The 13,476-nt window shown below is 71.5% G+C and carries 11 protein-coding genes; 3 read left to right on the top strand and 8 right to left on the bottom strand.

The window, feature by feature from the left end; genetic code table 11:
• Positions 1–11: 11 nt before the first annotated feature.
• From CLV68_RS29090 to eccD, 8 genes are all read right to left on the bottom strand, one after another.
• Positions 12–317: a hypothetical protein gene (locus CLV68_RS29090; protein WP_092774390.1), complete on the bottom strand. Its 306-nt coding sequence runs from the start codon at positions 315–317 to the stop codon at positions 12–14.
• A complete protein-coding gene (locus CLV68_RS29085; RefSeq protein ID WP_121394205.1) occupies positions 314–712 on the bottom strand; it encodes a YbaB/EbfC family nucleoid-associated protein in 399 nt (132 codons plus the stop codon). Before CLV68_RS29085 ends, CLV68_RS29090 begins: the two co-directional genes overlap by 4 nt.
• 176 nt (positions 713–888) lie before the next feature.
• Positions 889–3,225: a hypothetical protein gene (locus CLV68_RS29080; RefSeq protein ID WP_121394203.1), complete on the bottom strand. Its 2,337-nt coding sequence runs from the start codon at positions 3,223–3,225 to the stop codon at positions 889–891.
• Between the two features lie 32 nt (positions 3,226–3,257).
• Positions 3,258–3,635 (bottom strand): hypothetical protein, encoded by a 378-nt coding sequence (locus CLV68_RS29075; protein ID WP_121394201.1) that lies wholly within the window; start codon positions 3,633–3,635, stop codon positions 3,258–3,260.
• Between the two features lie 86 nt (positions 3,636–3,721).
• Positions 3,722–4,012 (bottom strand): hypothetical protein, encoded by a 291-nt coding sequence (locus CLV68_RS29070; protein ID WP_092774387.1) that lies wholly within the window; start codon positions 4,010–4,012, stop codon positions 3,722–3,724.
• Positions 4,013–4,056: 44 nt separating this feature from the next.
• Positions 4,057–4,356: a hypothetical protein gene (locus CLV68_RS29065; protein WP_092774386.1), complete on the bottom strand. Its 300-nt coding sequence runs from the start codon at positions 4,354–4,356 to the stop codon at positions 4,057–4,059.
• 18 nt (positions 4,357–4,374) lie between these two features.
• A complete protein-coding gene (gene eccB / locus CLV68_RS29060) occupies positions 4,375–5,709 on the bottom strand; it encodes a type VII secretion protein EccB (protein WP_121394199.1) in 1,335 nt (444 codons plus the stop codon).
• A 57-nt stretch (positions 5,710–5,766) separates the two neighbouring features.
• Positions 5,767–7,140 carry a type VII secretion integral membrane protein EccD gene (gene eccD, locus CLV68_RS29055; RefSeq protein ID WP_121394197.1) on the bottom strand — a complete coding sequence of 458 codons (1,374 nt, stop codon included), beginning with the start codon at positions 7,138–7,140 and terminating at the stop codon, positions 5,767–5,769.
• A gap of 337 nt (positions 7,141–7,477) precedes the next feature.
• Here eccD and eccCa point away from each other — a divergent pair, with 337 nt between their 5' ends.
• From eccCa to CLV68_RS29040, 3 genes are all read left to right on the top strand, one after another.
• Positions 7,478–11,422 (top strand): type VII secretion protein EccCa, encoded by a 3,945-nt coding sequence (gene eccCa, locus CLV68_RS29050; RefSeq protein WP_121394195.1) that lies wholly within the window; start codon positions 7,478–7,480, stop codon positions 11,420–11,422.
• The gene (locus CLV68_RS29045; protein WP_121394193.1) at positions 11,419–12,558 is read left to right on the top strand and encodes a S8 family serine peptidase; all 1,140 of its coding nucleotides are present in this window, start codon (positions 11,419–11,421) and stop codon (positions 12,556–12,558) included. The genes eccCa and CLV68_RS29045 overlap by 4 nt, the downstream gene beginning before the upstream one ends.
• Before the next feature lie 148 nt (positions 12,559–12,706).
• On the top strand, positions 12,707–13,192 hold the full coding sequence (locus CLV68_RS29040; RefSeq protein ID WP_092774381.1) for a sigma-70 family RNA polymerase sigma factor: 486 nt from the start codon (positions 12,707–12,709) through the stop codon (positions 13,190–13,192).
• Positions 13,193–13,476: the final 284 nt, after the last annotated feature.

The raw sequence follows: 13,476 nt of genomic DNA, 5'->3' as shown, positions 1-13,476 counted from the left end.
CACCCCTGGGGCTAGGGCCGCACCGCGGCGTCGGCGTCGTCGGAGGACTCGCTGAACACGCCCGCGGTCTTGACGGTGCGGGTGCCGGTCTCGCCGATGGTGCGCTGCATGAGGCGCAGGAACTTCAGCCCCTGCTCCTCCCCCGGCCGGTAGCCGCTGTCGAACTTCTCGCCGATCTCACCGGTGCCGCCCGCGCCGCGGTTCTCCTCGGCCGCGGCGAACAGCTCGTTGCAGATGTTGACCGCGAGGTCGACGGTGGCCTGGATGTTGACCCCGCCCTGGCGCAGGCCCTCGGGGTCGACCGACAGCCTGCTCATCGCCACTCCTTGACCGCGGCGTCGAACATGGCGGCGATCTCGGCGTTGAGCGCGGCCGGGTCGGAGAAGTCGACCACCGACGGCGCGGCGCCACCGGGCATGACCCCGGCGAACACCGCCGCGGACGCGGACGCGGCCTGCTCCTGGGCCTTGCCGATCACCTCGACCAGGCGGCTGGCCAGTTCCTTGGGGGCCAGGTCGCGCCAGCGGCGGCCGTTGAACTTCAGCTCCACCAGCTTGCCCTGGCCGTCGACGGTCGCCTCGACCATCCGGTCTTCGGCGGCGACGGTGGTGGTCGCGTTGGCGACCGCGTCGACAGCGGTGGCGATCTTCTCCTGCTGCTCGCGCAGCTCGGCCAGCGCGGTGGCCAGTTCGTTGTGCAGTGGCGTGGACATCTGCGACCCGCTCCTCTCCGTTGTCGTGGCTTTCCCCGTTACCGAGCGCGGCACCGGGGACAACCCGCACAGCTCTCACACGTTCGGGTGACCACCTCGGGTTCACCGGCCACAGTGGACAGACCGCCCGGAGCGCACCCTGGGGGTGGCCGCGCTCCGGGCGGTCATCGCGGCGATCAGCCGGAGCTGGTCGCCGAGGTGCCGGTGGCCTCGCGGTCCTGCTGCTCGGCCGCCTTGGCGCGGCTGGCCGGGGTGGTGGACCGGTGGTGGATGTGGGTCGCGACCAAGGGCTCGTCGGTCTCGACGTCGCCGGAGTCGGGTCGGCCGATGACGCCGTCGCCGACCGCGGCGTCGGTGCCCCAGATCTTCTCGTCCTCCGAGAGCCACGTGGTGCGCTCGCGCTCCTTCTCCTCGGAGCCGCGGCCACCGCCGCCCATGCCACCCATCATCGGCGGCATGAACGGCATGCCACCGCGGTGGTCGGCATCGGAGCCACTGGCGCCGGGGGCGCCCTGACCGCCGGTGCCGTCCGACCCGCGACCGGACCAGTCAGACCAACCGTCGCCGCTGCCGGAACCGAACGGCGAGTTGCCACCCAGGCCGCTGCCCGCGCTACCGCCCGCACCGAAGGCTCCGTCAGCGCCTAGACCGCCCGCACCGTCGCCGAGGCCGCCGCCGGTGCCGAACGAGCCGTCCGCGCCGACCCCGGCACCGCCACCGGCGGCGCCCCACGAGTCGAGCCCCCCGCTGCCGAGACCGCCACCGCCCAGGCCACCGCCAAGACCCCCGCCGAGCCCGCCACCGAGACCACCGCCGTTGAGGCCGGGAAGGTTGGGGAGGGGGCCGGTCCCCGGCAGCGAGCCGGGGCCGAAGTTCACGCCGCCGTTGGGCGCGCCACCCGAGGACCCACCGGGCAGGTTGGGGACCAGCGGCGGGCGGGTGACCGGCTGGCCGGGCGACCAACCGTCGTCGTCTATCGTCCCGTCGGGCGAGGTGTCCAGGCCGGGCAGGTTGGGCAGGTTGGTGCCGCCGTTGGGCTTCTCGTCGTCGCGGCCGCCGGGGCGCAGGCTGGGCGGCAGCACGGGCGGGACGAAGCCGCCGTTAGCGCCACCTGGCAGACCGTCTCCGTCAAGGCCGCCGTTGGCGCCGTTGCCAAGACCTCCGATGCCCTCCGGCAGGCCGTTGGGGCCAAGAGCCCCGTTGAGGCCGCCGTTGGGTCCACCGTTCGGGCCGCCAGGCAGGTTCAACCCGCCGTTGGGGTCGGGCAGGTTCGGTCCGCCGTTGGGGCCACCGTTGGGACCGTTGAGGTTCGGCCCGCCGTTGGGCCCGCCAGGGAGGTTGGTGCTACCGCTGGGAGGCGGCGGCACATTGGTGTTGCCGTTAGGGGGCGGCGGGACGTTCGTGTTGCCATTCGGCGGGGGCGGCACGTTGGTGTTGCCGTTAGGACCGTTGGGATTCGTGTTGGGGTCCGGGGGCGGGCTGCCGATCGTGGGCGGCTGATTCGTCTTGAGGTCGCCGAGCCCCTTGCCCGCGCGCCGGTAAGCAGTGTCGAGCGCGGCAAGAGCGGTGCGGGCCGCGGTGTCGAGCTTGGTCATCGCGACCATGGCGACCTTGCTGATCGCGGTGTTGACGTTGAGCCAGGTGTTGCTCGTGGACAGGTCACCGGTGACGGTGCCGAAGTCGGTGGGCATCGCCGGGGCGCCGCTGGTGCTGTAGCGGGCGAAGGCGTCCTTGATGAACTGCTCGGCCTTGGCCCGGTCCCCCGCGCCCCACTGGTCGAGCAGGTACGGCGGCGTGCCGCCCTTGGTGGACACGTCGATGCCCGCGTTCTTGATGTAGGCGTTGACGTTGCCGACGAAGGAGTTCGCGGTGTTCATCGGGGCGTTGAGCAGGAACACGGCCTGCTCCTGCCACGCGTTGTACATCGCGGTGCCGAAGGTCGACAACGCGGTCGCGGCCGCCTCCAGGCCGGCGGGGGTGGCCGGGGTGCGGTCCAGGGTGATCTGGTTGTGCAGGTCGTTGAAGGTGAAGTTCAGCCTGCGCAGGTTCACCTGGATCGCGTAGGCGGCCTTGCCCTTGAACGCGCTGTCGTCGCTGTCAAGGCTGTCCGCCCACGACTTGGTGGTGGTGCGGTTGGTGTCGAGGAAGGTCAGGTACTTGTTGACCACGGTGCGGGAGGCGTCGAGGTGGGGCTTGTTCATCAGCCCCGCGATCCCGGTCAACGCCCTGGCCGTCGCGTCGTTGATGCTGTTCCAGCCCGCGTACCAGGCGTTGAACGCCGTCATGTTGAAGTCGGCGCCGAAGTAGTACTTGTCCCACGCGCGGTAGGAGAAGGAGTTCGACGCCGATCCGGGCGGGGTGAAGGTGAACCAGGTGTTGGGCGACTCGCCAGTCCCACCGCCGTTCTCGAGGAGGGCGTGGAGGTCGCTGCCCAAACCGGTGACCGCGAACAGGATCTGCTCGAAGGTCGCGGTGGAGAAGTCCCCGGTCGCGGGGATCGTGGGGTCTGGCATCGCTGTCGCTCCTGGGTCGGGTGGCTGCTGGGCTACTTGTTGCCGGGGGTGCCGCTGAAGCCGCCGCCGACGTTGAAGTCGGGGAACTCGGCGATGAACCGGGTGATGTCGTACTCGGCCAGGTCGTCGGTCTCCTTGAAGATCCCCTTGGCCGCGACCAGCGCGTTGCGGAACTTCACGATGGCCTGCCTGATGGCCTCGTTCTGCTGCTCGACCGAGCCGCCGAACTCCTTGCCCTTGGTGACCAGGGTGATCGCGGGCTGCCACTTCTGGGTGCCCGGCTGGACGGTGAAGTCCGAGTCCAGCGGCATGGTGTCGGAGTCGGTGGACAGCCGCAGGTCGTCCTCCATCTGGTCGAGGACGCGGATGAGCTGGTTGTACCGCTCCTCGTCGAAGGTGATGTTCGCCATGACTGCTCTCTTCCTTGGGCGTGGGTGTGGCCAGGGGTGGGGCGGGGCGCCGCGCGTCCGGTGTCGAGCGCGGCGCCCCCCGCGGATCAGCCGAGCATGATGCCCTGGCCGCGGCTGTCGCCCTCGGAGAAGATCTCGTGGACGTTGATCGACGACAGCGACTGGGAGTTCAGCTTGGTCTCCATGTCGGTGTAGGTGACCGTCCACTGCGCCTGGGCCTCCTGCCACAGCGGCGTGGCCTTGCCCTGGGTGGCGACCTCGATGTTCTTGAGCGAGGCGTTGAGGTTGCTCAGGATGTCGCCCAGCTGGCGGACGTACATGTAGAGCTGCTCGTTGAGCTCGAGGTAGCCGTCGTGGTCGATGTCAAAGGCGGTCATGGCGGGTGTCCTTTCCGGAACTGGCGAGCGGGGGGTGGGGGAGGTCAGGAAGCGCCGTTGGAGGCCGAGTCGGCGTCGGTCTCGGCGGTGCGGTTGGTCTGCAGCAGCGCGGTCGCCTTGCCGTTGAGCGCCTCGAGCTGGGTCTTGACGACGTTGAAGTCACCGGTCCAGTCGCCGATCGCGGCGGCGAGCTTCATGCCGGAGGTCGAGTTGTTGACCGAGGGCAGCATCGCCTGGATGTTCATGACGCCCTGGTTGAGGTTGCCCATGTTCTGCAGGCTGGTCTCGGTGGCGGTGATGATGCCCTGGAGGGTGGCGTCGTCATAGCCGTAGCGGTTGGCCATCGTGGTTCTCCTTCGGTGTCAGGCGATCTTGTCGAGCACGGGCCCGGTCGGCAGCAACGCGATGAGGTCCGCGGGGACCGGTGCGGCGCTGTCGGCGGGTTGGCCCAGCGCGGCGGCGGCGTCACCGCTCGCGACGGGGAACTTGGTGCCTGCGTCGGTGACGAGGTACATACCTGCGCCGGGGACGCCGGGAGCGGGGCGGGTCCGTACGAGCAACCCGGCGCCGGGGGCGACAAGCACCCGGTCCGCGGTACGGCTGTCGCGGACGGCGCCCTGGACGGCGGGGTCCGGTTGGCCACCGACCTTGGGGCCGACCACGACCTCGGCCTTCTCCCCCGCCCATCGGACGCACGGGGCGCCGCCACCGAGGTCCAGGGCCGCGGGCGGTTCGGCGGGCAGGGCGTTCTGCCAGTCGAGGGCGGGCAGCATGGTCGAGGCGGCCAGCGCCGAACCGGTGACCTGGCGCGGTGGCTCTGTCGAGGCGGGGTCGGCTACCAGCAGGGCGGCGACGGTGGCGCTGACCGGGAGCAGTCCGCCCGGTTGCACGAGGTAGAACCGGTCGCCGACAACAGCTTCGGGGACCTGGATGAGCAGTCCGTTGGTGGTGGGCCTACCGGCGATGACCGGTCCGTCCCCACCGCGTTGGACCTTGGGTGAGCCGAGGTCGGGGGCCGCGGGCAGTGCGTTGAGCCAAGACTCGGTGACCCGCACAGCCGTGCCGGGGTCAAGACCGAGCGCGGTAGGCACCCAGCCGGCGGTGATGCGCATCCGGCGGTCACGCCAGGCGAGGTGTGTGGTGCCGTTGGGGGTGCGCACGAGCAGCGCGCCGTCGGCGGTGGGGATCTGTTGGCCGTCCGCGGTGAGGGCGAGGGCGACAGCCGGTCCGTCCGGTGTGGACATAGAGCAGACAGTCCAGGCGCGGGGGGCGCCACCGGCGGTGGGCAGCGTGTCCGGGGCGCCCATGATCCCGACCGGGCCGCCCTGCGGCATGCCCGCCAGGTCGGCGGACTCGACGGTGGCGACCTTGGGCGCGGCGCCGAGCAGCAGCCGGGCGGAGGCGTAGTTGAGGACCGGGCGGAGCCTGCCGTCGACCATGACGTAGCGGCTACCGGTGTCCTCGGCGACGATCAGCGCCCCCGGCTCGCGCCAGGCGTCACCGCCACCGGGTGAGAGCAGCCCGACGACCAGGATCACGACCAGCACCAGGCCGGCGACCGCGGTGCCGCCGAAGAGGCCGACGACCGTGCGGCGCAGCGGCCGGTCCAGCGAGTCGGGGTCGACCCGCAGTACCGCGCTCACCAGCCTGCCGACGAGGAAGGAGTGGGCCTGGACCTGGTCACGCCTGCTGTACATGGCTTGCCTCCGTTTCTCGTTCGGTCAGTACACGGATGGAGCGGGGCGGAAGGTTCACTACGACCAGGCAGCCATGAGCGCGGTGTAGACACCGGCCACCGACAGGGCCAACGGGATGACGGCCAGAGCGGTCCCCCAGTGCAAGAGGTCACCCCAACGGCCCCAGCGCGGCACGAGTTTGCGTTCGGGGATGACGTGCGCGGCGGCCAGTACCAGACCCGCGGCGATCACCAGCCCGCCGAGCAGGACGGGCCGGAACGGTTGTGACACCTCGGTTGTGCTCACCAGGAGGAGAGCGAACAAACCGACGATCGCGGGTGCCATCGCGGAGAGGCGTTGGTACGTGGCGTTGAGCTCTCTAGCGTGCAAGAGCATCAGGAGCGCGGTGACGGCGGTGAGGGTCTTGGCGTCCCACTTGCTGTCGAACGCGAGGATGACCATGGATACACCTGCGACCGCGCCCAGGGACACGAAGAACGCTGTCAGGTAGGCGTTTGCGCGATTGGCGCTTTCGAGCACTCTTGCACTGGGCTGTGGGTCTAGGTCTTGTTGGAACTCGGCAGCGCTTGTGGGTACCTGGTCCACCGCGAGTCCGGCCAGTCGTGCTGATGCGAGGGGCGCGGCCCTGACCAGTGCTAGAGCGAGAACTAGCGTCACCGCGGCGGCCGCGGCACTGCTGAACCCTGTGGCTGTCGCGAATCCACCGCCGATGGTGGCTAGAAGTGCTGCTAGGCCCACCGCGGTGAACGGGGCATCTGTTCCGCCCACGGCCACTCTGGCGACAACTCCGGCGACTGTCGCCGCGGCAGCGCCCGCTAAGACGCCTGGTCCGGTGAAGAGACCGTGTACGCCTGCGGGGATGGCCAGACCGGCCAAGGCAGCGGAAACCGTGCCGAACGCGGCTAGGACCAACGCGGCCGGGCGGTCACCCAGTGCCCTGCTGGCGGCAGCTGCCGCGGCCAGCAGGACCACCGCGACGGCACCGGCGAAGATGGCGTTCGCCCCGGCCGCGAACACCGTGGCCGCCGCGACCAGTCCCATCAGGATGACCAGGGTGCGCTTGGTCATCGAGGGGCGCCACTTGTCCTCCCTCGCGGAGAGTCCGGTGTGGATGCCGTCGACCAGGTCGTCGAAGTCGACCAGCGGCAGGAGCGCGTCCCGGGGACGCAGGTGCAGCAGATCGCCGTCGTAGAGCCCGAGCGCGGCCGTGCCGTGATCCTCGTCGAGCGGCGGCTCGCCGAGGCGCTGCAACACCCAGCCCCCGTGCGCCAGGCCCGTGGTGGCCAGCGCGGGGTCGAGGTGCCCGAGCACCGTCGGCATCAGGTCGGCGAGCGGAACATGGGCGGGGACGGCGAGTTCGACCCGGGAGGCAGGCCCGCAAATGGTCAGCCTGCACATCTCGCCGGAACCCGCGGCAGCGGTGGTGGCCATGCCCAGGACACGGCCGGCGCGCCGAGGATGGTTCAGCGCGGTTCGGTGAACTTCAGGTGTCCTACCGCCATCTCGCGGACATCAGCGCTGCCGCGCCCGGAACCATCCATCCACAACCCCCCGAGCTATCCACAGGCGCTCGACGAACCCTTTGACAGGGCTGGGAAGGCGTTAGTTTCGACGTCGGAGGCCGATGGACATCGGGTCCGGACACGAGATGGGGATCAGTGCTGATGGGGGCGAGCGCGGTGGGGTCGGGAAACTGGGGTGAACTCCCGCGATGGGGTCAGCCGTGTACTGGGGGACGGGCAGCAGTCGTGAGGGTCAGGAGTGGCGGATGAGTACCACGCTGTTTCGCAGGCAGGCCAGGGAGAAGCCGCCGGAGATGCCGGGTGGGGAGCTGTCGCTGCAGGAGCCGCCGGTGTTGCCGGAGACCATCGGGGGTGGCATGGGCGGGATGCTCATGTACCTGCCGATGACCATCGGCGGTGGCGCGGCGATGCTGTTCTTCATGGGTCCGCAGAACCCGCAGATGGCGCTGATGATGGCCGGGATGATGGGCCTGATGGGCGTCATGATGCTCTTCGGCCAGATGGGCCGGGGTGGCGCCGACCGCAGGCAGCGGCTCAGGGGCGAGCGGCGGGACTACCTGCGCTACCTGTCTGGTACGCGTGCACAGATCCGCGCGGTCGCCGACCAGCAGCGGACCGCCCTCGGGTGGCGCCACCCGGAACCCGCCGCGCTGTGGTCGGTCGCCATGACCAGCAGGTTGTGGGAGCGCCGGGCCGCGCACGCCGACTTCGCGGAGGTCCGCATCGGGGTCGGGCCGCAGCGGTTGGCGATGGCGATGAACCCGCTCAACACCAAGCCGGTCGCCGACCTGGAGCCGCTCTCCGCCCGTGCGCTGCGCCGGTTCATCAACGCCTACACCACCATCTCCGACCAGCCCACCGCCCTGTTCCTGCGCGGGTTCGCCCAAGTGCGCTTCTCCGGCGACGAGGACACCATCCGGGCGACCGTGCGGGCGCTGCTGGCCCAGCTGGTCACCTTCCACTCCCCCGAGGACCTCCGGGTCGCGGTGTGCGCGAGCGCGGACCGGCTGCCGGAGTGGGACTGGGTGAAGTGGCTGCCGCACGCCCAGCACCCGGTCGAGCAGGACGGCGCGGGCCAGGTCCGGCTGCTGGCCGACGGGGTCGACGCGCTGACCGAGCTGCTGGCCGCCGAGCTCGACGACCGGGCCAGGTTCGAGGCCGCGGCGACGCCGAGCCGCGAGGAGCCGTACGTGGTCGTGGTGCTCGACGGGGTCGACGTGCCCGCCGAGGCGCGGCTCGCGGCGGCCGGGTACCGCAACTCCGTGGTGCTCGACGTCTCCGGGGCGCTCGACGGGTCCGCGGGCCGGTCCCGGCTGCGGCTGGAGGTCACCCCGACCGACCTGCACACCGTGCGGACCGACCGGACCGGCCAGCAGGTGCGCACCCGGCTGGGGCGCCCGGACGTGGTGAGCGTGCCGAGGGTCGGGGCGCTGGCCAGGGTGATCTCGCCGTACCGGATCAACTCCACCGGTGACGTCGCCGAGCCGATGGTCGCCGACTTCGACCTGCCCCGGCTGCTCGGGGTGGCCGACCTGGACGCGCTCGACCCGAAGTCGCTGTGGCGCACCGGGATGGGCAGCGAGCGGTTCCGCATCCCGCTGGGCATCGCCGAGGACGGCTCGTCGGTCGACCTCGACATCAAGGAGTCCGCGCAGGGCGGCATGGGCCCGCACGGGCTGCTGATCGGCGCGACCGGCTCCGGCAAGTCCGAGCTGCTGCGCACCCTGGTGCTGGGCCTGGCGATGACGCACTCGTCGGAGATCCTCAACTTCGTGCTGGTCGACTTCAAGGGCGGCGCGACCTTCCTCGGCCTCGACCGGCTGCCGCACACCTCGGCGGTGATCACCAACCTCGCCGACGAGGCGCCGCTGGTGACCCGCATGCAGGACTCGCTGCACGGGGAGATGGTGCGCCGCCAGGAACACCTGCGGGCGGCGGGGAACTTCAGCTCGCTGCTGGACTACGAGCGGGCCAGGCAGGCCGGGGCGCCGCTGGACCCGCTGCCGACGCTGTTCCTCATCGTCGACGAGTTCAGCGAGCTGCTCGCGGCCAACCCGGACTTCGCGGAGCTGTTCGTGATGATCGGCCGCCTCGGCCGGTCGCTTGGCGTGCACCTGCTGCTGGCCTCGCAGCGCATCGACGACGGCCGCATGCACAAGCTGGAGAGCCACCTGTCGTACCGGATCGGTCTGCGGACGTTCTCCGCGATGGAGAGCCGTTCGGTGATCGGCGTGCCCGACGCGTACCAGCTGCCCAGCGCGCCCGGTAACGGTTACCTGCGCAGTGATGTCGCGACGCTGGTGCGGTTCAAGGCCGCCTACGTCTCGGGCCGGTACCAGAGGCGCACCAAGGAGCAGCGGCAGGAAGAGGTGCGTAGGCAGGTCGTGGCGTTCGGCGCGGGAAGGCTGCCCACGGCGGCCGAGGTCGAGGTCGTGGCCGCGCCGGTCGCGGACGAGCACGTCGACACTGTCTTGGACGTGGCGGTCGAGAAGCTCTTGGGCCAGGGTCCGCCCGCCCACCAGGTGTGGCTGCCTCCGTTGGACAACCCGCCGCCGCTCGACCAGCTCCTGCCGCCGTTGGTGCCACACCCGACGTTGGGTCTGACTCCCGCCGATTGGCCTGGCCGCGGTGGGTTGAAGATCCCGGTGGGTGTCGTGGACAAGCCGTTCGAGCAGGTTCGCGATCTGCACATGGTCGACCTGTCCGGGTCCGGTGGGCACGTCGGCATCGCGGGCGGTACCCAGTCCGGCAAGAGCACCCTGCTGCGGACCATGATCACCGCGCTCGCGATGACGCACACACCGACCGAGGTGCAGTTCTACTGCCTCGACTTCGGTGGCGGCACGCTGTCGGTGCTGGAGGGCCTGCCGCACGTCGGCGGGGTCTGCGGGCGGTTGCAGCCGGAGCGGGTCGGCCGGACGATCGCCGAGGTCAAGAGCGTCCTGGCCGAGCGGGAGAAGGTGTTCGCCGAGCACGGCATCGAGAGCATGGCCGCCTACCGGGAACGGCGGGCGGCGGGCGAGTTCGCCGACGACCCGCACGGCGACGTGTTCCTCGTGGTGGACGGCTGGGGGTCGCTGCGCGCGGACTTCGAGCAGCACGACCAGACCATCCGGCAGATGACGGTGCGCGGCCTCGCCTACGGCGTGCACCTGGTGATCACCGCCGGTCGCTGGTCCGATGTGCACAGCGCGCTGCGCGACCAGCTGGGCACCCGGCTGGAGCTGCGGCTCGGTGACGCGATCGACTCGGTGATCGACATGCGCAAGGCGGGGCAGGTGCCCCGGCTGCCCGGCCGCGGCCTGACCCAGGACAAGCTGCACTTCCTCGGCGCGGTGCCCCGCGCGGACGGCGAGGCGACGGCGGAGGGTCTGGCCGAGGCGACTCGCGAGCTGGTCCGGTCGGTGGCGGAGTGCTGGTCGGGTCCGTTCGCGCCTCGGGTGCGGACGCTGCCCGCGGTGCTGCCCGCGGCGGAGCTGCCCGACCCCGAGGGCCGGATGCGGATCGCGCTGGGCTCGGGTGAGCTCGACCTGAAGCCGGTGTGGCACGACTTCTCGGCCCGACCGCACCTGACCGTGCTGGGCGACACCGGTAGCGGTAAGACCGCGGTGCTGCGCCTGATCGCTCAGGCCATCCCCAAGGCATACGGCGCGGACGAGGCGCGGATCGTGCTGCTCGACCCGCGGCGCGGGCTTCTTGAGTCGATCCCGGAGTCCTACCGCCACGGTGTCGCGGTGTCGTCGGGGCCCGCCGCCGAGTTGATCCGACCGTTGGCCGCGGACCTCAAGACCCGCGTTCCCGGCGCGGACATCACCCCGAGCAGGTTGCGCGATCGGGACTGGTGGACCGGGCCGGAGTACTTCGTCATCGTCGACGACTACGACCTGGTGCACAGCGGCGCGGGTGGTCCGCTCGACTCGCTGGTCGAGCTGCTGCCGCAGGCCGGGGACATCGGCCTGCACGTGGTGCTCGCCCGCGCGGCGGCCGGGTCGGGCCGGATGTCGATGGACGCGGTGGTGCGGCGGTTGCAGGAGTCGAACACGCCCGACCTGGTGCTGTCGGTGCCGCCGAACGAGATGCCGCTGCTCAACGGCCAGCGCGGGCGGCAGCTGCCGCCCGGGCGCGCGCTGCTGGTCACCCGGCGGGACTTCACCTCGCTGCAGATCGGGTGGACGGAGGAGCCGTCATGAGGGGCTGGGGCGTGCTCGCGGCCGTTGGCCTGGTGCTCGCGGTGCCGGTGCTCGGGGTGCCGGTACCCGCCGCGGCGCAGCAGCAGGGGCAGTGCGCGCCGCCGGAGGCGACGGTGGCGCAGCCGGTGCCCTGGGCGCAGCAGCGGCTCTCGCCCGAGCGGGTGTGGGCGATGACGAAGGGCGCGGTGCGGGTCGCGGTGGTCGACACCGGGGTCAGCGCCGAGGCGCCGACGTTGGCCGGGGCGGTGGCCGAGGGGGTGGACGTCTCCGGTGGTCCCGCGAACACCGACTGCGCGGGGCACGGGACGTTCCTGGCCGGGTTGATCGCGGCGCGGCCGATGGAGCGGACCGCGTTCGCGGGGGTGGCGCCCGCGGCGCAGATCGTGCCGGTGCGGGTGACCAACGACCCGGCGCGGGTCGACCCCGTGGTGCTGGCGGCCGGGCTGCGGGCCGCGGTGGACAGTGGGGCGCGGATCGTCGCGATCGGGGTGGTGAACACGGTCGACGCGCCCGAGTTGCAGGCGGCGGTCGACCTGGCGCGGTCGCGGGACGTGGTGGTGATCGCCCCGGCCGCGGTGCGGCAGGCCAAGCAGCGGGCGTACCCGGCGTCGTCGGACGGGGTGGTCGCCGTCGCGCCGGTGGGGCCGGACGGGCCGCCGAAGTCGGCACTGCTGGGGGCGCAGCCGACGGTGGCCGCGCCCGCCGAGCAGCTCGTTGGCATCGGACCGTCGGGATTGGGCCACCGGTTGGCGTCAGGGCCGGAGCTGGCGGTGGCGTTTGTGGCGGGTAGCGCTGCCTTGGTGCGGGAGCAGTACCCGGAGTTGCCCGCTGTCGAGGTCGTGAAGCGGTTGATGGCCACAGCGGACCGACCATCCGGGCAGGTACCGCATCCCGCCGTGGGCTACGGGATCGTCGACCCTGTGGCGGCGGTGAGCACTCTCCTCACGGGACAGACCAAACCGGCACCGTCGACTGAGCACATCTCGATGGTCTTACCCGCTCCAGAGGACACGGGACCGGCGCGCGCGGCCATGTGGTTCGTGGCGGTGTTGGCGGGTGCGTCGCTGGTCGCGGGGGGTACGGCCGCGGTGGTGGGCCGTGCGCGGCGACGGCGTTGGCGGGCGGCCGCCGGGTAGGGGTAGGGATATCCCCACCGGTACGGGGGTGGTGGCCTCCGCGAGGTGGAGGGGTGTCCCCCTGGTTTGGGGGGATTGGCCCAGAGAGTGTCGGGGTAGGAACCGGAAGTCTTGTGTCAGAGGGAGAACCGCGACACGAGGAGCCGGGATGACCACTTTCGACAGCATCGTCGCCGCCCACCGCACCGCCCTGCTGGCCTACGCCCGCCGCGTGACCGGTTGCCCGCACCGCGCCGAGGACGTCGTCCAGGAAACCTGGATCCGCGCCTGGCGGCACCAGGACAGGCTCACCGAGGACCGCGGCTCCGTCCGCGCCTGGCTCACCCGCGTCGCCCACAACATCGCCGTCGACCAGCACCGCGGCCGCGCGGCCCGCCCGTCGGAGGTGGAGCTGCCGGAGGTGGACACGACCTCGGCCCCGGCCCGCACCGACGAGGTCATCGACCGCCTCCTGGTCGACGCCGCCCTCGACACCCTCCCCGAGCCCCACCGCCAGACCGTCGTCGAGGTCTACTTCGCCGACCGCACCGCCGCGGCCGCCGCGATCACCCTCCGAGTCCCGGTCGGCACGGTCAAGTCCCGCCTGCACTACGCCCTGCGCACGCTGCGCGAATCCACCCTCACCGCCGCCTGACCAACCCGCTCCCACCACAGCCATCCCCACGGTCACCACCACAGCCACCACAGCCACCACAGCCACCACAGCCACCACAGCCACGGTGATCCTCGTTCCCGCCCACAGCTCCACGGTGCGAGCGCTCGACACCCCCAAGCACAGCCGTCCCCCCGCGCCGGGCGGTCCCCGATCCGCACAGCGACCTCGCCCCTCCCCCGGTGGCAGGCGCCCGCGAGGGGAGCCGAACCGTGGCAACGGACGGTTCTCGAAGTCCGCGATGGCCCACGGCATCGCGGGCGGCG

The organism is Actinokineospora cianjurensis (genome assembly GCF_003663795.1).
GTDB lineage: Bacteria > Actinomycetota > Actinomycetes > Mycobacteriales > Pseudonocardiaceae > Actinokineospora > Actinokineospora terrae.
This window is presented reverse-complemented; position numbering and strand designations above follow the sequence as displayed.

Excerpts from the sequence above, each read along its gene's own strand:
- CLV68_RS29090 (WP_092774390.1), bottom strand. The coding sequence starts at position 317 with ATGAGCAGGCTGTCGGTCGACCCCGAGGGCCTGCGCCAGGGCGGGGTC.
- CLV68_RS29085 (WP_121394205.1), bottom strand. The coding sequence starts at position 712 with ATGTCCACGCCACTGCACAACGAACTGGCCACCGCGCTGGCCGAGCTG.
- CLV68_RS29080 (WP_121394203.1), bottom strand. The coding sequence starts at position 3,225 with ATGCCAGACCCCACGATCCCCGCGACCGGGGACTTCTCCACCGCGACC.
- CLV68_RS29075 (WP_121394201.1), bottom strand. The coding sequence starts at position 3,635 with ATGGCGAACATCACCTTCGACGAGGAGCGGTACAACCAGCTCATCCGC.
- CLV68_RS29070 (WP_092774387.1), bottom strand. The coding sequence starts at position 4,012 with ATGACCGCCTTTGACATCGACCACGACGGCTACCTCGAGCTCAACGAG.
- CLV68_RS29065 (WP_092774386.1), bottom strand. The coding sequence starts at position 4,356 with ATGGCCAACCGCTACGGCTATGACGACGCCACCCTCCAGGGCATCATC.
- eccB (WP_121394199.1), bottom strand. The coding sequence starts at position 5,709 with ATGTACAGCAGGCGTGACCAGGTCCAGGCCCACTCCTTCCTCGTCGGC.
- eccD (WP_121394197.1), bottom strand. The coding sequence starts at position 7,140 with ATGGCCACCACCGCTGCCGCGGGTTCCGGCGAGATGTGCAGGCTGACC.
- eccCa (WP_121394195.1), top strand. The coding sequence starts at position 7,478 with ATGAGTACCACGCTGTTTCGCAGGCAGGCCAGGGAGAAGCCGCCGGAG.
- CLV68_RS29045 (WP_121394193.1), top strand. The coding sequence starts at position 11,419 with ATGAGGGGCTGGGGCGTGCTCGCGGCCGTTGGCCTGGTGCTCGCGGTG.
- CLV68_RS29040 (WP_092774381.1), top strand. The coding sequence starts at position 12,707 with ATGACCACTTTCGACAGCATCGTCGCCGCCCACCGCACCGCCCTGCTG.